Origin of the sequence: Candidatus Tisiphia endosymbiont of Ditula angustiorana, assembly GCF_964026425.1 — a bacterium.
GTDB lineage: Bacteria > Pseudomonadota > Alphaproteobacteria > Rickettsiales > Rickettsiaceae > Tisiphia.
This window is the reverse complement of sequence record NZ_OZ032143.1, coordinates 1,763,321-1,784,906: the sequence shown is the minus strand read 5'-3', so window position 1 is coordinate 1,784,906 and position 21,586 is coordinate 1,763,321. Positions and strand designations below refer to the sequence as shown.

The window sequence follows — 21,586 nt, the reverse complement described above, 5'->3', positions numbered from 1 at the left end:
AGATCTTGTCCTTTATACATTAAAACTTTAGAACATTACACAAAATTTTTGGATGGTAAATAATTTCTTACTTTAATTCTAAGAATCTGGCAAATCAAGGCAATATCCTGTGGAACGAACCGTTTTTATAAATACTTCAGATTCTTTATTTTTTAGAGATGCTCTTATTCTATTTATATGTACATCAATAGTACGTAGGTCAATAGCTGTATCTTTGCCCCACACTTTGTCTACAATATCTTGACGGGAAAATATTACTTTAGGTGCTTTTATAAAAAGTTGTAAAATCTTAAATTCTGTTGGTCCTAAACGAATTATCCTGCCGTTATTAGTTACTTTATAGGTAGTAATATCCATACTTACTTCCTTATATTTTATAACTTTATCTTGTAGAATCAAATTAGATCGTCGGAGTAATGATCTTATTGAAATCATTAGCTGATCTGGTGTGAATGGTTTAATAAGAGAAACAACAAAGTTATTATCTTCCAAAGTATAATTAGACGGGGATTCTCCTGAGTGTAGCAAAAAAATTACTGGTACTTTCGCTAAACCATTAATTTCTCTTAGTTTAGTTGCTATTTCTGTAGCAACTTTACCTTGTACCATCGAATCAACAATAATTATATCAGGGTGATTTGCAATAGAGAAGACCATAGCTTTTTCTATTGTGTTAGCTTTAACAAGATTAAACCATGCTCTCTCTATGACATTAGATAAAGAAACGTTAATGCTTTTAGTTGATTCTATAATAAGAACTCTAGGTGGTAATTTATCAAACATTTTAAATACTAATTAAATGAAGACTTTAGGCATGACTAAATTCTTCTTTGTATACCCAAATGATTGAGGGATTGGAGCATAAAACAAGGTATAAGCATGCTAGACGTACATGTAGGTAATGTGAAGTACGCGAACCCTCAAAGTTTTTGCTGAGTCAATTTTTAAAGTAAAAAGAGTATAATTCAGTTATGCAAGAGTCTAATATTACATTGTTGTGAATTTATTGTAATGATATTAATTTGACTTTTTAAAGTACAATATTATCGAATTAATTAATAAATTTCTACTAAATTTATTAATATAAGCCTACTAATTTAATTATTTGTTTACAATCCGTGTAAAATGGTTATATTTTTGCAATCAAAAGGTATTAGTGATTTATTAATTATGCTCTATAATAAAGATAACACTTGAATTAAATGTTTTTTATTGTTATAAATGGCTTTATTTTGTAGCTGGAGATTCTTATATATGGCTTTTTACGAATCAGTTTTTATCATACGTCAAGATATTTCGTCTGCTGATGTAGATAAAATTACCGATGACTTTACTAAAATTGTTAAAGATAGTAACGGCGAAGTTATTAAAACTGAATATTGGGGTTTAAGAAGTTTAGCCTATAAGATTGGTAATAATAAAAAAGGACATTATGTTTTTATGGGGCTTAAAACTGCTTTTTCGGTAATAAATGAACTGGAAAGGAAAATGAAGCTAAGTGAAAATATTATTAGGTTTGTTAATATCAATGTTGATTCAATAAGTGCTGAACCTTCGCCGATTCTAAGAAGTAAAAGTTCAGATCATGAAGAAATAGTTGATGTAACAATTAATAAAGACTAAATAGTAATAAAATTGGAAAATATTAAAATGTTTGAGAATGATGCTGTTGACTCTCAGTCAATGACTAGAATGGCTGATAGAAGTAATAAAAGAGTGTTTTTTAGAAAACGTAAGGGATGCCCTCTTTCTATTCCAAATGCTCCAGTAATTGATTACAAGAACCCTGATTTGTTAATAAAATTTGTATCAGAAGGTGGTAGAATGTTGCCTAGTAGGATTACCAATGTATGTGCCAAAAAACAAAGAAAACTGAAGAATGCTATAAAAATTGCTAGAATCCTAGCGTTGTTGCCTTTTGTATTTCAAATTTGAGCAGAGGAATAAGATGGAAGTTATTTTGATTAAACCTGTAAGAAAACTCGGAAAGATTGCAGAGATTCTTAAGGTAAAAAAGGGGTTTGCTCGTAATTATCTTATCCCCAAAAAGTTAGCAATTAGGACAACAGAACCTAATAAACAGTTCATAGAAGCCCAAAAACATGATCTTGAAACGAAGGAGCTAAAAATAAGATCTGAGGCAGAAGCTATTAATAATGTTATCAGTGGTAAGGAATTAATATTTATTAAGCAGTCTGCTGATGATGGTCGGTTGTTTGGTTCAGTGAATAATAAAGAAATTGCTGAAAGTTTGTCTAAGGCTTCTTTGCACTCAATATCACATTTAAGTATAATTCTTGAGAAACCAATAAAGTCAACAGGTGTATTCGTGGTAGAGGTTAGGTTGCACGCTGAGCTTAGTACAAATATAACGGTAATTGTTGCAAGGTCAGAATCTGAAGCACAGGATTACTCAAGGAACAATAAGCAAGATACTATTAGCTCCCTTGAAAGTTCTAATCAACAAGAAGCCTCTACTCCTAACGATGTGGAGCAGATATAAGACTAACTCTCTTCCTTCAGACCTCTTGCATAATTTTCTTCTGCTAGGGAATTTGAAGGAGACATGAAACCTCGACCCACAGCAGACTATGATGTATGTGAGGATTCGAGTCTAGGTGCATTGCCTAAATTACCAACAGAAGTAGAATTATGCAAAAGGTCTATTTCCCCATCCGTAGGGTTATTTGACTATATTTAATGGAGAGCTGGTAGTTTTTATGGTGATAGCATGTAATTTATTATTATTCAGTATTTCTGCTAAAGCTTTTTTTACCATCTTATGCTGATTAATTAGACTGATTCCAAGAAAAGCATCATCTTGTATTTCTAAGGAATAATGATCCTGATCTCCAGCTAAATCAACAATTTTTATTTTGGCATTTGGAAAACTATAACGTATAATTTCTTCAAGTTCTTTAATAGATATTGCCATTGTTCTTTAGATTTTTTTTATGTAACATAATCTTAGTTCGATGTGAGACATCGGTTTAATAGCCTAGGGTGTCTGCACCTTCGATGTCACCCCCTTCAGTGCGGGGTCTGAAAAATAGCATAGAAGATATGTTATATAGTTTTAGATCCCAGCTTTCGCTGGGATGACATAATGGCAGCAGGGGGTGATGACATCACCCATAATGGTGATGATTACTTGAGCCTACTATTAATTTATTACATCGATACTTGAGGTTAACATACAGCAAAAGCTTAAAGTCTGCAATCATAGAAATTTAACAGTCGGTCAGGGTAATTTAAAAGTCACAATCATTAGTTGCTATAGATACAAATTTAACCACTACCGATGTCATCCCTGCTTCGGTGCGGGATCTATATTACTTAATAGTCTTTCAGGCTTATTTTTTTAGATTCCCGCCGTTGCTAAGAATGACATCGAGTGCATATTAAGCACTTTTTCCTTTATCTATTAGGCTTGCAGCCCGACTTTTAAATTACCCTGCAGTCGGTCTGTAGGGCTGGTAAAGTAAGGGAAAGGGTGTTAGAATCTTATTACAAAGTTTTTTAATTTAAATAATTAACTTTGTATGGACTTCCCGTAAAATGCAAGAAAAAAATAACATATAACAGCAAAAAAGCAAATGCAGTTATGTATACTCTTCTGCTTTGAAGAATTGTTTTTTAAAAATATCAGGAACTCGCGTACTCATGTACTAAATGTACACTCCGTTCGCCTTTCATTTCCAAATCCAATTCTTTAAATCATTTGAGTATACCAACTCTTGAAATCATAGCAGTTTTGTGAAGCCAATTCTTTAAAGCAGGAAGAGTATATCATCCAATAACCTAACATTCTGTTATCACTAGGTAAGATTACTCTTAAGGCAAGTACTCACCTAGTTAGTTTTAGCAATGCACTCTTTTTTACTTTCTAATAACAGTCAACTAAGTCGTCAGCATGCTCGTATAGTGGATCCTGTCCTTCAAGTTCAGTCACTTCTTGAACACAAGAAATATTATCCTTATAATCATGAGAGGTACTGATTATTAATGACTTAACATTTTCTAATAGCTCTGAACGACTCTCTGTATCTAACCCTACAATCCATTGAACGGTTTTTTGTACTTCTTCAGGTAGTGATTCAATTGTAGTAAAATCTAACTTTTCAGGAGATACATTATTAACATATTCTAAATATTCTAATGCACATTTGGAATCCTTTGCATATAACTCTTTAATCCACTGAAGTGTTGTTGTAAATTTCTCACTAGTTACAGTAGGATCTGTTTTTCCATTAGTCACTATAGTACTACTAGATTCTAATTCATTACTTACCATTGCATTTAAGACTTCAGGTTCTGCAGTAGCCACCACTATATCAGAATAGTCTGAGTTGCTATCACTTTCATACCCTTCATCATTAACTCCATTACTTACCATTACATTTGAGACTTTAGATTCCTCAAGATTATCCCTCCAATCAGCTTTTAATCTATCACACAGATCTTGTATTAACTTGGAATTATTTTCTAAATATTGCTCAGCGACTACCTTTAACTTTGTTATATTATTTTGGCTAGAATCGTCTAGGTTTTTACATTCTTTTGGAATAGGAAGTAATATCTCTGTATTTTGCCCTTCACCCGTTAGATCTAACCTAACCTCATTTACATCAGCTTCCTCGTCATTTTTCATAAGTGTATCAATTAAGCCGTTAAATAACCACCCTAATGCTCCATCAAAATTAGCTGACGGTATTTGGGCTTTTGTTTGCTCACCTTTTCCAAAATTGATAGAACAAATCATAGTGTGTTCCATAATATCTGCTTGTTCATGATAACTAAGTCCTTCTTTAAGTACCTGTAGCACTGTAGCAGCTGGACGATTAGCACCAAGACCACCGTCGGCAAAAGCATAAGGCTTACCCGCAGCATAATCATAATCTTTTACGGCCTCTTTATTAACAACAGCTTTAAAATAGGTTGGGGCTACTGTAGTTGCAAGAAGCACATCCTTTATTCTAACATGTGGACTATGTTTATCATGACTATCAAAGATCTGCATACTATTCTTTCCTTCATTCAAATCAGCAACTGGTATAATAAGGCGGCATAGACTATCATCCAATCTATTATCCCCTAAATGCTTTTCTAGCATTTTCTTCAAAGGTTCTTGACTATATTTGTGTTTTATTATTCCCCAGTTAAACCAGCTTTGAGGGAAGATTTCAGGAGCAGTGTTTTCAAATAGTGCTAAAGCTTCTTTAGCTGAATAACGCGGTTCTGCTGATCCTTCTTCCTTAGGAATTGTCAATAAGGCTGCAATTAACCCACCAACACTAGTGCCAGAAATAATATTAAATAATTTAGATATAGGTTGCTGGGTTATTTCTTCTATTTTCGCTAGTACAACTAACTCAGCTATTCCTTTTACCCCACCACCTGAAAGGCAAAGAACTTTGTTTTGTTCCGTTTGATTTGTAGTCATAAACTATGCCTCCGTAACCTTTTAAAGTTTCCTGATATTTAGGTTATCATAAAATTTATATTATAACAAATAAAATTTTGTATCATAATAAATAAAAGTAAAAAATAAGTTATATAGTATCGTAGGGAATCCTAAAATATTACACACCAAACTTGTAAATTGATTTATCAATTTTTCAAAGTATTTGAGTATATAACCTAACATGCTGCAAAATTTTCTTTGCAGCCTCACTAGCAGGAAGGAGTGTAACATCAAGCTCAAATAAATTAGAATGAGAAATTTGAATCAAAGGATATTTTGGATAAACATCTTGTACATCGATTGATTTGTAACGAAGCAGCCTATCTAGCTGTTGAATTCTCATAATATTTTCTTCTTCTGAAATCAATAATTTTACAGGAATAAATGTTGACTTACGGTTCGATGCTAGCTGTTGTACTTGATTAAAAAGCTTATGATCACCATCAATCTCATAGAGACAATTAGTAAGAACATAGTTATTATAAGTTTCTTGGCTTAGAAAATTAAAGATACCATCTCGTATATGTTTAATTGTATCCCAAGCAAATTCTGGAATAGGAGTCAATCCATCATAATTTAGAAGTGAGAAAATAGGATTATTGATATGCTGGTTGTCACATATGCTGTAGCCAGCTTTTGCTATTTCCTTTGCTATAGTATACTTGCCAGTCCCTGGTTTACCTATTAGGTAGATAACGGTAGTCATTTTGTTTAATCTCACTAAAAGCTAATTATATTAATTTAACAATCAGATGCAGAGCCAGGGTAATTTAAAAGTCACACTCTAGAGTTGAAATAAGTAATTATTAAGAACATCAAACGTCATTGCGAGAAGGCACGAAGTGCCGCCGAAGCAATCTAGGAAACAAAAAAAATAAAATTATCGTATTTTTGCTGGATTGCTTCGTAGGTTGCAGCAAGCAACCTCCTCGCAATGACGTTTGTAAGCACATGCCCTTCTAAAATTATTTCGGTTTTTCAACTTTAAAGCGTGACTTTTAAATTACCCTGTGCAGAGCCGTCTCAAATCTGATTGTTTCTATAATTTCAAAGTATTTGAGTATATATTACATTAATTACAACATCGCCATTCTTTAAGACTTGATTTGTTGATGAAAATTGCTCAACAAATTCTATGGTGCGAGCAGACATAACGTTTTTGAGATCTATTATTAGCTCATCAGAAAGTTTTTCTCCTATAATTTCTAATATCTCAATATCAGCTTTGACTGACAAATTCTTTTCTGCTTTAGCTTTCCTAACCAAGTCTAGTATTTCAATAAGTCTATCAGGCTGAATTTGATCCACCGGAAAAGATAAGTTTTTGATTTGAGGCCAGTTGCCCCTTGTATGTATAGATTTTGTACTATACAAAATTTGCCAAATTTCTTCTGTTATATGTGGCAAGAAAGGGGCTAATAATTTGAGCAAAATTTTTATTGAATAATATAAGGTTATTATAGCACTATACTGCCCTTTATTATCTGAACCATCCATATTATAAGCCCGGGTTTTGGTGATTTCGAGGTAATTATCACAAAATACTGACCAAAAAAACTTTTCTATCAAATCCACAGCATTGGCATACTCATAATTTTGCATATCTGATTCAACTTTGCTTACTAACTCAACTAGTTTAACTATTAACCACTGGTCAAACTTATGACAAATCTTGCTTTCTATATCAGATATTTCAGCATTTTTATCTAGTGGGTCTAATTTATCGAAGTGAATAGCAGCAAATTTAGCAGCGTTCCATAATTTATTAACAAGCCTCTTGCCATTTTTCATTACGTCTTCAGAGTAAACAGTGTCTGCTCCAAGCTTAGATTTAGAAGTCCAATAACGTGTTACATCAGCACCGTATTGCTCAAGCAATTTTTGTGGCACAATAACATTTCCTTTAGATTTTGACATTTTGCTACGATCAAATGCTAGACACCATCCACTAATCATAATGTTTTTCCAAGGAAGTGTATTTTCATGTAACTGAGCTTTAAGTATTGTATAAAAAGCCCATGTCCTAATAATTTCATGACCTTGTGGATGCAAGTCAGCTGGGAATAATTTTTTGTGACGCTCGATATCTACGTTAAACTTTTCAGATATACCGTGACTACCTAATTGTGGTGAGATGGAACTTGTCGCCCAAGTATCCATAACATCATAATCCGCCTCTATTTCATCTCTAGAGTAGCCAATTGGTAGATCTTGGGTGGGGTCTACTGGTAACTGATTTATATTGGGAAATATAGCTTTGCCTACTTCACCAGTTCTTTTAGAATACCAAACAGGGAATGGCACACCAAAATAGCGTTGACGACTTATACACCAATCCCATGATAGACTATTTATCCAGCTCTCAAGCCTAATTTTCATATTTTTGGGATACCAATTCAGCTCATTTGCTCGTTGCATTAGAACATCTTTATGTTTTATCGTACGAACAAACCATTGAGGTGTTATAAGTATCTCTAGTGGTGTACCTGAACGTTCGGCACATTTTACTGTTTGAGTAATTTCTACCTGTTTGACTAATAAATTTTCCTCTTTTAAAATTTCTATAATTTTACTTCTAGCATCTTTTATTTTTAAACCATTTATTTGATTATAAAAACGTGAATTTGATAATTCAGCTGGGCAATTTATGATCCCTTGTGCATCTATAACGATTTTCATGGGTAAATTATAAGTTTTCCACCAAATTATGTCAGTTGTGTCACCAAAAGTACAGCACATAACAAGTCCAGTTCCTTTATCTATTTTAACTAAATCATCTGCTAAAATAGGTACTTTAACATCAAATAGCGGTGTTATGGCAAATTGACCTTGCAAATGTTTATATCTATCATCATTTGGGTTATAAAATACCGCAACACAACCTGGTAGTAATTCTGGTCTAGTGGTAGCAATAATAATCTTCTCACCATTATTGGTGTGAAAAATTATATCATTCATCATTGACGTTTTTTCTTGATCCTCGATGTCAGCTTGAGATAAAGCTGTTTGATCAATTGGATCCCACAATATTGGTTGATTATTGCGGTAAATTTCTCCTTTGTCGACTAAGTCTAGAAAGGACATTTGTGATATTTTTTGTGATAATGGATTAATCGTTTGATATTCCAAAGTCCAATCAACAGACAAAGCTATTTGGTTAAATAATGAGCGGAATTTTTCTTCCTCAGAAATAACAACTTCCTTACATATTTCAATAAATTCATCTCTTGGCATACTGTTTGCTTTTAGTTGTTTTTGTTTTTCAACTAAACGTTCGGTAGGCAAACCATTATCATCAAAACTAATTGGATAAAAAATATTTTTACCTAACATCCGTTGGAAACGGACAATAAAATCAGCCTGAGTATAACTGTAAACGTGACCTATATGCAGTTGTCCTGAGACTGTTGGTGGTGGGGTATCTACTACAAAACTATTTTCTCTTGTTTCATTTTTATCCCAAAGATAAATTTCTTGTTCTTGCCAAAATTTTTGCCATTTTCTTTCGCTTTCACTAAAGCTATAATCTTTTGGAAATTCAGTCATAATAATATCTTAATTATATAAGGAATGTTACTAACTAACCTGAATTCGATATTCGGTTATATTTATATATATATACTCGATGAAAATCAACAATTGCGTTGTTGTTGTCCAAGACCTGCGGTGCTCACGTACTAATGTACGCTGTGCTCCTCGGCTTGGACACTCCTAGCACTTGTTGATTTTGATCTTCGTCTACCAACTCTTCATTTACGAGCAGTATAGCAGATTTTTTTGATCCACTAATAGCAATTCCCAATTATTTTTGTGGTATTGCTCATTTTTTTTAACAAAGATATATCATAATTAATAGCAATGCCAAATAAATTTTTTCTGAGCCTTAAATTAATGAGGCTGCAAAGCCCTACTGGCTATCTGTTGCTATTTTTCTCAGCATGCTTTGGGGTACTGCTTACCAATATTACAATTTATAATTTAGTAAAATTATTATCATTGTTTTTTATCGGAAGTATCATTACTAGGGGAGCTGGTTGTGTTCTTAACGATATTTTTGATAAAGATTTTGATAAGCATGTTTTAAGAACAAAGGATAGACCACTAGCTAATGGATCATTAAATGTAAATGAAGCGATGATTTTGCTAACTATATTATCAGTCTGTTCCTTGACAATTTTATTATCATTAAATAAAACAGCGATTTGCCTAGGGTTTCTTAGCTTTATCATGATTGTTTTATATCCGCTAATGAAAAGAATGACAAGCTTCCCGCAAGTATTTCTAGGGCTAACATTTAATGGAGTATTGATTGGCAGTAGTGCCGTAATTGATAAAATATCAATAGAATCGGGTATTATGTATATTGCCTGCTGTTTTTGGATTATTGGTTATGACACTATTTATGGTTTTATGGATATAAAGGACGATAAGAAGATTAAGATCAAGTCAATGTCACTTTTTTTAGAAAAGAGAAATTATAAATTACATTTATATGTTTACTATACCATCTTCATATTATTATTCATACTTGCTAACATTATAGCAACCCATCGACCTAACTATATAGCTATTCTCTGTGCTTATATAATGCTAACTTGGCAGGTAGTAACATTAGAAATTTCAGACCCACAAAATTGTCTTACTAGGTTTAAAAGTAATAATTACGTTGGCTTAATCTTGGCTTTAGGTGCATTAGCATAGTACCCTACATTTTTTATATAACCACTATTAAAATGGCTGCTGATCGTCTATTAGCGAGGAGTTGCTGAAAGCGGCGACGCGGCAATCCAGGATACGCGAAGCGTACTAGAAAAAACAGCTTCGCTGTTTACCTGGATCGCCACGGCATCTAAAGATGCCTCGCGATGACGATTATAGAAAAATGTAGGGTACTATGGTGCATTAGATTTGAATAATTAAATAATTATGCTGACGTTCCTAACTTAACTCTACCCCTTAATTAACCTCAGTTCGATATAAGAATTGTTAATTCTTATATCGAATTGGCTTGTTATAAGGAAAAATGCATTCTTGAAACGGCTGGCACGAATGCATTTTAATCTATTACCGCTAATAATCTTATTTTTATATTGTATAAAAATAAGATTATTAGCAAATTAATATTTAACAATCAGGTGAAGAACCGCTTCAAACCTGATTGTTTCTATATGTATCCCGCAAGTTCGATGTGACAAGTATACCATTTCCCATTATTAACTACGCTAATACTACAGTTGTAGTTACTACCCAGAGCTGTCATTCTTAGCAACGGCGGAAATCTAAAAAAATAGCCTAAAAGACTATTAAACATTATTAGATCCCAGCTTTCGCTGGGATGACATCGTTTTGACATTAGTACTACACTGTAGCACTATAGTTAAGTCCATAGGATTAGGTGACAAAGAACATAACGATTGTAGGTTGTCATTCCCGCGTAGGCGGGAATCTAGATACCTGCTTTCGCAGGTATGACACAAAATTTGTATTACCTAATTCAATAGGTTTCACTATAAATAGCGTAGTTAATAATGGGAAATGGTATTACATCGAATTCAGGTTAATTATTAAGGCTTCTTCAAGCAATTTTTTCTGTTGCTCATTATGTATGATCGGTGAGCCAACTGCTGGTGAAGCAGACTCATTCCTACCAACATATACAAATTGATTATTAATTGATGCATTTTTTAGGCTCTCATTTAAGTGATCTTTAACAAAATTCCATGCCCCCATATTTTTAGGTTCTTCTTGACACCAAATAAACTCTTTAACTTTATTATATTTACCTAATATTTTAATGATAAAATCCGTTTCAAACGGATATAACTGTTCAAGTCTAATAATCACTATATCTAAAATACTCTTTTCTTCTCTTTTTTCTAATAAATCATAGTAGACTTTACCACTACATAATATAATTCGTTTCACTTCCTTGGCATTTATGGCATCATTAATTTCGTCTAGCACAGGTATAAAGCTTGTATTCTCATCAAGCTGGGAGAGAGGTGATACAACCATTTTATGTCTTAATAAAGATTTTGGTGACATTACTATTAGTGGTTTACGAATATTACTGTATATTTGACGACGTAATAAATGAAAAAATGAAGCTGGCGTTGTAGGATATGTAACTTGAATATTATTTTCAGCAGCAAGCTGCAAGAACCTTTCGAGTCTTGCAGAGCTATGCTCTGGACCTTGTCCTTCAAGTCCATGTGGCAGTAGCACTACTATACCGCTCATCCTGAGCCATTTGCTTTCACTACTAGAAATGAATTGGTCGAAAATTATTTGAGTTCCGTTAGCAAAATCGCCAAATTGAGCTTCCCAAATTACTAAATCTTTTGGATTAACTAATGAATAACCATACTCAAAACCTAAAACTGCATATTCAGATAAATTACTGTCAGCAATTTCAAAATTTGCTTGGCTTTGCGATAAATTATTTAATGGTGTATAAGTTCTATCATCCACCTGACTATGTAACACTGCATGACGGTGAGAGAAAGTGCCACGCCCACAATCTTGACCAGTAAAACGTATTTTCGTACCTGTATTTAATAAACTGGCAAAGGCTAACTGTTCTGCAGTTGCCCAGTCAATAGGTTTATCTTGCTTTAAAGTATTTTCTCTTAATTCAAATAATTTTACAAGTTTGGGATTTAAAGGAAAATCTTTTGGTATCTGACAAAGCTTTATACCAAGTTCTTTTAAGGTGTTTTTGTTAACACCAGTAGAGAGCATTTGGGCATTTGACCTAGTATAACTAGACCATAAACCTTCCAAAAACTGAGCTTGCGGCTGATAATTTTTGGCTTGTTCATATTCTTGATCTAATTTCAGTTTAAATTGTTCTTTTAATGTAGGAAAATAATTTTGGTCAATTATTCCACCTGCTACTAGTTTATTTGCAAAAATAGTTGCCGGGGATTGCTTATTTTTTATTACATTATACATAACACCTTGAGTATACATAGGTTCATCACCTTCATTATGACCATATTTACGATAACAAATGATCTCAACGACTATGTCTCTAGCAAATTTATACCGGTAATTCACTGCAATATTGGTAGCCTTGATCACGGCTTCAATATCATCACCATTTACATGTAGAATTGGACTATTAATTATCTTAGCAAACTCAGTAGAATATCTACCTGGTCTAGTGTCATAACTATTCGCTGTAAATCCAAGCTGATTATTAATGACAAAGTGAATAATCCCACCAACCTTATAAGGCTTTAGATCCGACATAAATAAACTCTCAGCTACTACACCCTGACCACAGAAAGCACTATCACCATGAACCAAAATACCCATCACTTTCTTACGATTAGTATCTTGGATGCTATCCTGTTTTGCTCGCACTTTACCAGCTACTACCGGATTCACCGCTTCTAAATGCGATGGATTATCTGCCATAGAAAGATGCACCTTAGACCCTTCTCTTATCTGATCTGATGAATAGCCAATATGATACTTCACATCACCTGAAATACCTAAATCAGTCGGCAAGATACTACCTGTTATAAATCCAGACAAAATAGCTTTATAAGGTTTATTCATTACCTTAGCCAGTGTGCTAAGTCTTCCTCGGTGAGCCATGCCTATTACTACATCTTCTAGTCCATGGATAATAGACATATTTATAGCTTTATCTATAGCCACTACGGCTGTCTCTCCACCTTCTATTGAAAAGCGTTTTGCTCCAGGAAATTTGGTATGTAGATATTGTTCAAATCCTTCAATCTCCACTAAGTCTTGCAATATATTCTTCTTGTCTTGTTCTAATAGACTTCCTGCATAAGTCAATCTAGTTGGTGATTCTTGTTCGCTCGAAACTCGCCTTGCTCCGTAACAATCATCTGAGTACACGAAGGTAGCCGGATTCGTTTCTTCTAAGAATTCCGGGGCTATCTTTGACTTATGCAAGAAGTTTAATATCAGATCCTGAGCATTACTTTCTATCTGCTCAAAAAACCAAGTTTTCTCATCTTCATTAGTCACATGAGCAAATTCTACAGCAATATCTTTAATATAAGTTTGATCAAGCAAATTAACCAATTCCTTAAGGGAACATGCTTTTATTCCAAAAAATTCATCATCAATTTCTATAATATTATTCAACTGATCTATGGTAAAACCAAAATCTTCTATATTAAGTCTCAACTCATTTTTAGTCTTAAGAACCTCAAGATTCAAGGGATCTAGCTTGACTAAATAATGTCCATAATTACGGTAACTGGCAATCATTGCTTTTGCTCTGAGCTTGTTATAGTCAATTGAGGAGAAGTCGGTAGCGTCATCTTCGATCGCTCGCCTATTACATATAGGCGTCGCTCCATCGCTCCTACTACCCAATCCCCCTGAATTGACTATAGTTGCAGCAGAAAGTTCCGTAACATACGGCAGGGATTTTTCTTGAGGTGAAGTAATAACATGAGCAATAGTTTTATTAACTTGGTAACTATTATTATTCTCAATATTTTGGAAATAGTCTTGCCAGCTTTCATCAACTGCTTTATGATCTGATAAATATAGCTGATATAGTTCTTCTATAAAAACAGCATTGCTACCAAATAAAAAACTAGTTTGTTTTAAATTTTTATCCATAAACTCCTATTCCTGATTAGTAAAAAACCTAGATAGTATTCTCCGTGGGGAATGACATCGTTTTTGGTCTTGTAAGTATCATTTCCAATTCTCCAAATCATTTGTCGTGTTTGAAGTACAAACCTAAATTACCATACCGTTTACTTGATGCTCCCAAAGTTCTTTGAATCTACCATTTGGCATTGCAAGTAGTTCTACAAAATTTCCATCTTCAACAATTTAACCGTTTTCTATCACAACAATTCTATCTAAATGTCTTATTGTTGACAGACGATGAGCTATGGCAATTACAGTTGCATTATTTTTTTCAAGTAGTGTGTTTATAGATTTTTGAATTTCTAGTTCGGTTTGACTGTCAAGTGAAGAAGTCGCTTCATCCAAAATTAAAATTGGGGCATTTTTAAGAATAGCCCTAGCAATTGCTATACGTTGACGTTGACCTCCACTTAGTTTAATTCCTCTCTCGCCTACAAGGGTGTTATATTTCTCAGGTAAGGTTTCAATAAATTCATGAAGATTAGCTGCTCGTGCTGCACTTTCTATCTCAGTGTGTGTTGTATTTTCTTTAGCATACCCAATATTTTCTCCAATAGAACGATGAAAGAGCATAATATCTTGCGGAATTAGAGATATTTGACTGCGTAGGCTCTCACAAGATACATTATAGATACTTTGATTATCAATAACAATATCTCCAGTTGTTATTTGAAAGTTTTTGAGTAATAAAGATATTAATGTTGATTTTCCGCCACCAGAATGTCCAACAATTCCAATTTTTTGACCAGCTTTGATATTAAGATTTAAATCCTTAAATATACAATTAGTGTTATTGTAACCAAAAGATAAATTCTGAAATACAATATCACCTTTGGTAATCGTTAATTGAGTTACAGCAAGGTTATCAATTGTGTTTTGTGGGACTTGCATAATTGTAAAAGCAGAGCGAAAAGCAGCAACATCCTCTAGGAAATCTTTTATTTCCATTGTAGTTTGCCAACTATTTTCAGTAAATAAAAAAGTAAGTGACATAACAAAAGCAATATCACCAATTGAAATCTCGTTATTATTTTTCATATAAATGACATAACAAAATAGTGAGATTAAAAATACCCAATAAAATAAACATAATATTATAGATATAATTAAGTCATATCTATAATATTTGATAGTTAATGGGTTATGGACATTATCATAATAATGCTGTATTTTGCCTAACTCGCGTTGCTGTGTAGCAAAAGCAAAAACTGTAAAAATATTAGTAATACAATCTGCTACAGTTCCAAATAAATAATACCATGAATCTTGCTTTTCCTGCTCCATTCTAGCAAGCTTGGTAAAAAATTTAAATGCCATTGGTGCATATATAAAGCTAAATGCTAGAACAAAAAAAAGTATTTTTATATTAGTCAAACCTAGTGCAATACCAGAAAATAACGTAATAAATAAAGGTTTACTCAACTGAAATTCAAGTGCTTGATGTATTTTAAAATAGTTATCACCAATTCCTTTTACTTTCGCAACAATTGAGCCGGAAAGGTTATGTTGAAAAAAAGTATATGATAATTTAAAGCAATGTGTACAAACTTTATTTAATATATCTTGTAAAATATATGTCATACATTTTAATTGAGCAAAATTATGCATCCGCCATGCACCATCAAGGATAATTTGGGAGCTTATAAATATCGTTATCGGTTTCCAACTTTGTTCAAAAGTAATATTTTGATTTTGAGTAAACAAATCAATTAATAGCTTTATAGCATAATTATATATAATTGGATATACACCATGTACACATGGTGCAATCATCATGATAAAATATAAATACTTATATGGTTTTATAACTAACCAAAGAAAGGAAAAGGGGGTTGACATTTTTGTATAAATTTATTGTTATATTTGTTTACTAAATCTTCATAAATTCCTTGAAAATAATCATCGCTATTTTTGATTTGCCTACGTCTAGTTTTTCTTTAATATAGTTAAGTCCATAGGATTAGGTAACAAAGAACATAACGATTGTAGGTTGTCATTCCCGCGTAGGCGGGAATCTAGATACCTGCTTTCGCAGGTATGACACAAAATTTGTATCACCTAATTCAATAGGTTTCACTATCACTAATGATCGGCTAGGTAAGGTAGTTTTCATAAAGCTATTTTTTTATCTTAGATCAACTATATACCAAATAATTAAATAATCAACAACAATTTAACCTTAGATTGCAAAATAAATTTAAAATTACAATCAATAATTGTTATATGTCATAATCAGCAACAATAATATATATAGTCAATTGATGAGAAAGGTAGTGCCGTCTTCGATCGCTCCTCCTGAATTGACTATAGCTTTTCTACCGTAGTTTTAGTGAAGATAAACCAATTAGAGCAAATATTATGGCTATAATCCAAAAACGTATCACAACTTTTGATTCCGGCCAGCCATGTTTCTCAAAATGATGGTGCAGCGGAGCCATTTTGAAAATTCTTTTACCATTAGTAGCTTTAAAATAATATACTTGAATAATTACTGATAAAGTTTCAATAACAAATAATCCGCCAATAATTGCTAGTACAATTTCATGTTTGGTTATAACGCTAATAACACCAAGAACACCACCAAGACTTAAGCTTCCAGTATCTCCCATAAAAATTTCTGCTGGCTGTGCATTAAACCATAAGAATCCCAAGCTAGCACCAACAATTGAAGCACAGAAGATAGTTAATTCAGAAATATTTGGTATATACATAATTTGTAGATAATTTGCATAGAAACTATTACCGACCAAGTAAATAATTAAGGTAAAAGAACCTGCAGTAATAGCAATAGGTACTATGGCAAGACCATCAAGACCATCTGTTAGATTCACCGCATTTGATGCACCAACTATCACAAACATGCTAAATGGTATATAAAACAAACCTAAATCAATCAATAAATTTTTAAAAAATGGAATAGTGAGCAGATTGTTTCCCTGACTATTGGAATCTCTTAATAGTAAACAGGCAATTAGACAAATAGTGAACTGAAATAGTAATTTCTTCTTTCCGCTAACGCCTTTATGGTGGTTTTTTGTTACTTTAGCATAATCATCCATAAAACCAAGTACACCAAAACTAACAAATACAAATAACACTATCCATATATATTTATTAGTAAGGTCAGAGAATAATAGAGTAGAAAGACAAACAGTGAAGAGAATCATTATCCCCCCCATAGTTGGTGTTCCTACTTTTGCTTTGTGCGTTTCTGGTCCGTCGTCACGAATTGGTTGACCATATTTTTGTAAATTTTGTAAAAATCTAATTAACCTAGGCCCTATTAAAAAAGAAATGGTCAAACTAAATAATATGGCAAGTCCAATACGAAAAGTAACATAGTGGAATAAATTGGCTATATGTAATTTATGTATATAGGGGGCAAGAAGGTTGTATATCATTGTAGTAATTCAAAAGATTGTATAATTTTACTAAGTTGGATACTGTTAGATCCTTTTAGTAAGAGTAATTCATCGCCTTTAAGTAATTCATTTAAGTTTTCTATCAACAAATCAACATTATCAAAATGCATTTTTTCTATGTCATTTGGCAAAGAATCGTATATATGTTTGGTAAGATTACCTACTAAAAAAACCCTCTTAGCACCAGAATCGAGAATTGCTGGTATTAAGTCTTTATGGAATTTTATCGAATTTTCTCCCAATTCTAGCATATCACCTAGTATAGCAACTTTTTTATGTCCACTAAGCTGTTTTAGATATAATAAAGCAGCTTTTACTGATGCTGGATTAGCATTATAATAATCACAGATAATTTGATAGTTTTGACCATTATATTTAGCGTTGACTAGTGTACCACGTCCTTCAGTTAATGATATTTTGCTTAATTGTGTTGCTGCAGCATTAATATCTAAGTTCAATATTGCTGCTACCTGAAGAGCGGCAGTATAATTTCTAGCATAATGTTCCGGTACAAAAGGAATTTTTACATCTATTTTAGTATTACAGATAGAATAATGTAGACGTACTTCTTGTCCAATATGCTCATATGATATTAATCTAGAATCTGTGCCTTCGGACTTACCAAAACTATATATATTATTAATCGATAATTGTTTAAGATTCTGTAAAATTCGGTCATAATATTGATGGTCTGAATTTACAATAGCTATGCCATTTTTTGGCATTCCTTCAAAAATTTCACATTTGGCATCAACCAAACTAAGCATAGATTCAAAAAATTCAAGATGAGCTTCCGCTATTGTAGTGATTACTGATATGTTAGGTTGTACCATTTTTGTCAGCTCTCTTATTTCTCCTGAATGATTCATACCCATTTCAAAAACAGCATATTCTATATCATCAGGCATCGAAGCAAGATTTATAGGCACACCAAGGTGGTTGTTAAAATTTCCTCTACTAGCAAAAGTAGATCCAAAATAACTTAATATAGTTTTGATTGCTTCCTTAGTACCCGTTTTACCAATACTACCGGTAACACCAATAAACCTTGCTTTAGATTTTCTACGTTTATACTCAGCCATGTGGTGTAGAGCAGCTAAGGTATCAGAGACCATAATTACTTTATTATCAGGTAATCCTTTTATTTCCTTACTAATAATTACTGCATTTGCTCCTCGTTCTAGAGCGTGTAAGGCATAATTATGTCCATCATTATTACCTTGCAGAGCAATGAATAAATCGCCGTTTGCAACGGAGTTGGAATTAAACTGAATCTGCCTCCCTTGAATATCAGGATGTAGCTCAATATTCAACGCACTACTCAAGTCTTTTGCTGACCAAATCATTATTTTCTCAAATATAATCAGTTAACTCTTCATTTACGAATAGTATACTCTTTTTCCTAGCTTTGCATGACAGCTGCAACTTCGTCCGCAAAATTTTTATCTTCTTGCTTTATGCCTGCACCTAGTTCATATCTTATAAACTGTGTAATTTTAATCGAAGTTCCTAATTCTTTTGCAGTGTTATTTATAACTTCAGAAACTGTTAATTTATCATCAAATAAAAAGTTTTGTTCAAGCAGAACAACTTCTGCTAGGAACTTACGTATTCTACCTTCAACCATTTTTTCAATGATATTGTCCGGTTTACCGGAAGCTTTTGATTGTTCAAAAAATATATTTCTCTCACGTTCAATTAATGTTTGATCCAAACTTGATGCATCAAGGCTATAAGGATTACTTGCCGCTATATGGGTAGCAATTTTCTGTCCTAATTCTAGGAGCTTAGCTTTATCTTTGGTAGTTGATTGTAAACCAACAATGACAGAAATCTTACCTAGACCATCAGCAACAGTATTATGTACATAAGATGCAACTACACCTTCTGATACCCGTAAGACATCCATACGACGTAGATTTAAATTTTCACCAATTGTAGCAATATTGTCTAATATTTCTTCTTCAACTGATCTACCTGTTGATGTTTTTGCTAATTTTAGTGATGGTAAATTATCTTGTTTCAAAGCTAGTTCAGCAATATTCCTAACCAATTGTTGAAACTTATCGTTTCTTGCAACAAAATCTGTTTCCGAATTTACTTCTATAATAGCCCCAACATTATCTTTAATGTGTATTGCTGTTAGTCCTTCAGCAGCAATCCTATCTGCTTTTTTTGCTGCAGCTGATAATCCTTTTTTTCTTAACCAATCAATAGCTGCTTCAAAATCTCCCTTTGTTTCAAGCAAAGCCTTCTTGCAGTCCATCATTCCTGCACCAGTTTTCTCTCTTAATTGTTTTACAAGTCCAGCATTTATCATTTTACTCTCCTTTATTTAAGGTTTATAGTTATTTTTATTGGATTGAGGAGTAGTATACTCAAGTATAACTTCAAGAATTGGCTAAAGATCGAAGTTGATCCGTTACTCATGTACGCTACACCGCTCGACTTTGCTACTGCCTAGCTCTTCTTAAAGTTATACTATCGCCTACTAACTCTTGAAATCATAGCAGTATATGCATGTTAACTTAACCTGAGTTTGATGTAAGATATCGGTTTAATAATCTCGATGCATCCCTACACCTTCGATGTCATCCCTGTTAGGGTTGATGCTCCCCCTAATTCACCTTCGATGTCATCAACTATGATTTTTAAAAAATTAAAAAAAAGTTTAAAATAAAAAACCAAATTGGTTTAGAGAAATAACAAAAAATCTCTAGCTTAACATTCACAGTAAACCACGACTTGATAAAAATTTAAATAAATATAGGTTTAAATTTTTATCAAGTCTTTGCCGATTTTAAATAATAATCTCTAACCCTTGCATTAGCAATGACAATAATTTTACGCATTAAAGCAGTAATGGCAACTATAGGCTTTTTACCTCTAGCAATTAGCTCTCTATAATATTCACCTAACTTGCTCTTTGATTTAGCTGCTGCCATTGCTGCAGTAAATAATTTGGTTCGTACATTTTGTCTACCACCACTAACTGAACGATACCCTTTATATTGTCCACTATCCTTAGGATGTGGGGCTACTCCGACTAAACTAGCTATTTGCCTCCGATCAACCTTACCAATCTCTGGTAAAAATGCTAATAAAACTTTACTAACAACCTTACCAATACCGGTTACTGTCTCCAATACCTCAAGCTGTTCTACAGTCTTTTCATCGGTTGTTAACTCGGCTATCTCTTCTTCTAATTTCTTTATAGCTTTGGATAAACATAACAATAAATCTTCTATACTATCTTTTATCATATCATTATTAGGTCCTGCCATCCTATTTTTCTCTTGAGTCTGCAATTTTACTAAATCATCACGACGAGATAAAAATATTTTTAGCTTGCTCATCTTTTGATCAGGTTTTTGTTGTAAAGATAATTCCTTATGCCTTTCTTGTCCATATTTTACTAAAGCTTGAGCATCTACAGAATCAGTTTTAGCACGAGTACCAAGTGATCTTATAAAGTACTTTACTTTTTGGGCATGTGCTCTATGAACAGCACATTTTTTGCTTAATAAAAAATTTACTAATTCAGTTTCATATCCACCTGTAGTCTCTAATACTATTAGGGAGTCAGTCAAAAAACTTTTATATTGCTTAAAAAATTCCTTAAATCCAATAGTGTTATTAGAAAAAGTCATAATTTTATTATTATTAGATATTGCTACTGCAAAAGTTGATTTTGCTATATCAATACCAATAAAATTGTTATATAATTTATCCGTTGGGGTCATAAAATCCTCGACATATTTACGATTGTAAGCGGGCGTTTCAGCCCAATGAACTATTTAAACGTTCGAGCTTATTAAGTAAGTGGTCTCTTGATGACAATGTTTGTATAAACTCACCCCTGACGAGCACCACTTACTTTTTTCATTATATCATAGTTTTATCTTACAACCCCTGCTTCAGTACGGGGTCTAGAAAAGTCTAAATAGTCTTCTTGGCTATTTTTTTAGACCCCTGCTTTCGCAGGGGTGACATCGAAGGTGCTTAGAATAATAATTATTTTTATGTCGAATTCAGGTTACTTACGATAATT

General features: G+C 32.9%; 16 protein-coding genes. 4 read left to right on the top strand and 12 right to left on the bottom strand.

What is annotated here, in order from left to right:
• Window positions 1-78: 78 nt before the first annotated feature.
• Window positions 79-783, bottom strand: a complete 705-nt coding sequence (locus AAGD29_RS08590) for a winged helix-turn-helix domain-containing protein (RefSeq protein ID WP_341757820.1) — start codon at window positions 781-783, stop codon at window positions 79-81.
• Window positions 784-1,254: 471 nt separating this feature from the next.
• Between AAGD29_RS08590 and rpsF the strand changes: the two genes are divergently transcribed.
• The 3 genes from rpsF to rplI are packed head-to-tail and all read left to right on the top strand — an operon-like array spanning window position 1,255 to window position 2,503.
• Window positions 1,255-1,623: a 30S ribosomal protein S6 gene (rpsF, locus tag AAGD29_RS08585; protein WP_341757819.1), complete on the top strand. Its 369-nt coding sequence runs from the start codon at window positions 1,255-1,257 to the stop codon at window positions 1,621-1,623.
• A 27-nt stretch (window positions 1,624-1,650) separates the two neighbouring features.
• Complete coding sequence (gene rpsR, locus AAGD29_RS08580; protein WP_341758785.1) at window positions 1,651-1,935, top strand: 30S ribosomal protein S18; 285 nt, start codon at window positions 1,651-1,653, stop codon at window positions 1,933-1,935.
• 13 nt (window positions 1,936-1,948) lie between these two features.
• Window positions 1,949-2,503, top strand: a complete 555-nt coding sequence (gene rplI / locus AAGD29_RS08575) for a 50S ribosomal protein L9 (protein WP_341757818.1) — start codon at window positions 1,949-1,951, stop codon at window positions 2,501-2,503.
• Window positions 2,504-2,683: 180 nt separating this feature from the next.
• On the opposite strand, the gene AAGD29_RS08570 is transcribed toward rplI, so the two are convergent.
• The 5 genes from AAGD29_RS08570 to AAGD29_RS08550 all read right to left on the bottom strand — a co-directional run bounded on the left by AAGD29_RS08570 (window position 2,684) and on the right by AAGD29_RS08550 (window position 9,266).
• Window positions 2,684-2,935: a BolA/IbaG family iron-sulfur metabolism protein gene (locus AAGD29_RS08570; RefSeq protein WP_341751523.1), complete on the bottom strand. Its 252-nt coding sequence runs from the start codon at window positions 2,933-2,935 to the stop codon at window positions 2,684-2,686.
• 951 nt (window positions 2,936-3,886) lie between these two features.
• A complete protein-coding gene (locus tag AAGD29_RS08565) occupies window positions 3,887-5,443 on the bottom strand; it encodes a patatin-like phospholipase family protein (RefSeq protein ID WP_341757817.1) in 1,557 nt (518 codons plus the stop codon).
• Between the two features lie 175 nt (window positions 5,444-5,618).
• Window positions 5,619-6,170 carry a hypothetical protein gene (locus tag AAGD29_RS08560; protein ID WP_341757816.1) on the bottom strand — a complete coding sequence of 184 codons (552 nt, stop codon included), beginning with the start codon at window positions 6,168-6,170 and terminating at the stop codon, window positions 5,619-5,621.
• Window positions 6,171-6,511: 341 nt separating this feature from the next.
• Complete coding sequence (locus AAGD29_RS08555; protein ID WP_341757815.1) at window positions 6,512-9,010, bottom strand: valine--tRNA ligase; 2,499 nt, start codon at window positions 9,008-9,010, stop codon at window positions 6,512-6,514.
• A gap of 124 nt (window positions 9,011-9,134) precedes the next feature.
• Entirely contained in the window at window positions 9,135-9,266 is a 132-nt protein-coding gene (locus AAGD29_RS08550; RefSeq protein WP_341757814.1) for a hypothetical protein, read from the bottom strand.
• 50 nt (window positions 9,267-9,316) lie between these two features.
• Between AAGD29_RS08550 and ubiA the strand changes: the two genes are divergently transcribed.
• A complete protein-coding gene (gene ubiA / locus AAGD29_RS08545; protein ID WP_341758784.1) occupies window positions 9,317-10,165 on the top strand; it encodes a 4-hydroxybenzoate octaprenyltransferase in 849 nt (282 codons plus the stop codon).
• Between the two features lie 840 nt (window positions 10,166-11,005).
• Here the strand turns inward: ubiA and AAGD29_RS08540 are convergent.
• The 6 genes from AAGD29_RS08540 to AAGD29_RS08515 form a co-directional block, all read right to left on the bottom strand.
• Window positions 11,006-14,077, bottom strand: a complete 3,072-nt coding sequence (locus AAGD29_RS08540; RefSeq protein WP_341757813.1) for a 2-oxoglutarate dehydrogenase E1 component — start codon at window positions 14,075-14,077, stop codon at window positions 11,006-11,008.
• Window positions 14,078-14,296: 219 nt separating this feature from the next.
• Window positions 14,297-15,952, bottom strand: a complete 1,656-nt coding sequence (locus AAGD29_RS08535) for an ABC transporter ATP-binding protein (RefSeq protein WP_341757812.1) — start codon at window positions 15,950-15,952, stop codon at window positions 14,297-14,299.
• 476 nt (window positions 15,953-16,428) lie between these two features.
• Window positions 16,429-17,514, bottom strand: a complete 1,086-nt coding sequence (gene mraY, locus AAGD29_RS08530) for a phospho-N-acetylmuramoyl-pentapeptide-transferase (protein WP_341757811.1) — start codon at window positions 17,512-17,514, stop codon at window positions 16,429-16,431.
• On the bottom strand, window positions 17,511-18,881 hold the full coding sequence (locus tag AAGD29_RS08525; protein WP_341757810.1) for a UDP-N-acetylmuramoyl-tripeptide--D-alanyl-D-alanine ligase: 1,371 nt from the start codon (window positions 18,879-18,881) through the stop codon (window positions 17,511-17,513). The genes mraY and AAGD29_RS08525 overlap by 4 nt, the downstream gene beginning before the upstream one ends.
• Before the next feature lie 56 nt (window positions 18,882-18,937).
• Window positions 18,938-19,855 (bottom strand): translation elongation factor Ts, encoded by a 918-nt coding sequence (gene tsf / locus AAGD29_RS08520; RefSeq protein ID WP_341757809.1) that lies wholly within the window; start codon window positions 19,853-19,855, stop codon window positions 18,938-18,940.
• Window positions 19,856-20,318: 463 nt separating this feature from the next.
• A complete protein-coding gene (locus AAGD29_RS08515) occupies window positions 20,319-21,278 on the bottom strand; it encodes an IS110 family transposase (RefSeq protein WP_341757783.1) in 960 nt (319 codons plus the stop codon).
• Window positions 21,279-21,586: the final 308 nt, after the last annotated feature.

Excerpts from the sequence above, each read along its gene's own strand:
- tsf (WP_341757809.1), bottom strand. The coding sequence starts at position 19,855 with ATGATAAATGCTGGACTTGTAAAACAATTAAGAGAGAAAACTGGTGCA.
- AAGD29_RS08565 (WP_341757817.1), bottom strand. The coding sequence starts at position 5,443 with ATGACTACAAATCAAACGGAACAAAACAAAGTTCTTTGCCTTTCAGGT.
- rplI (WP_341757818.1), top strand. The coding sequence starts at position 1,949 with ATGGAAGTTATTTTGATTAAACCTGTAAGAAAACTCGGAAAGATTGCA.
- AAGD29_RS08525 (WP_341757810.1), bottom strand. The coding sequence starts at position 18,881 with ATGATTTGGTCAGCAAAAGACTTGAGTAGTGCGTTGAATATTGAGCTA.
- AAGD29_RS08570 (WP_341751523.1), bottom strand. The coding sequence starts at position 2,935 with ATGGCAATATCTATTAAAGAACTTGAAGAAATTATACGTTATAGTTTT.
- mraY (WP_341757811.1), bottom strand. The coding sequence starts at position 17,514 with ATGATATACAACCTTCTTGCCCCCTATATACATAAATTACATATAGCC.
- AAGD29_RS08540 (WP_341757813.1), bottom strand. The coding sequence starts at position 14,077 with ATGGATAAAAATTTAAAACAAACTAGTTTTTTATTTGGTAGCAATGCT.
- AAGD29_RS08560 (WP_341757816.1), bottom strand. The coding sequence starts at position 6,170 with ATGACTACCGTTATCTACCTAATAGGTAAACCAGGGACTGGCAAGTAT.
- rpsR (WP_341758785.1), top strand. The coding sequence starts at position 1,651 with ATGTTTGAGAATGATGCTGTTGACTCTCAGTCAATGACTAGAATGGCT.
- AAGD29_RS08555 (WP_341757815.1), bottom strand. The coding sequence starts at position 9,010 with ATGACTGAATTTCCAAAAGATTATAGCTTTAGTGAAAGCGAAAGAAAA.
- rpsF (WP_341757819.1), top strand. The coding sequence starts at position 1,255 with ATGGCTTTTTACGAATCAGTTTTTATCATACGTCAAGATATTTCGTCT.
- AAGD29_RS08535 (WP_341757812.1), bottom strand. The coding sequence starts at position 15,952 with ATGTCAACCCCCTTTTCCTTTCTTTGGTTAGTTATAAAACCATATAAG.
- AAGD29_RS08590 (WP_341757820.1), bottom strand. The coding sequence starts at position 783 with ATGTTTGATAAATTACCACCTAGAGTTCTTATTATAGAATCAACTAAA.
- AAGD29_RS08515 (WP_341757783.1), bottom strand. The coding sequence starts at position 21,278 with ATGACCCCAACGGATAAATTATATAACAATTTTATTGGTATTGATATA.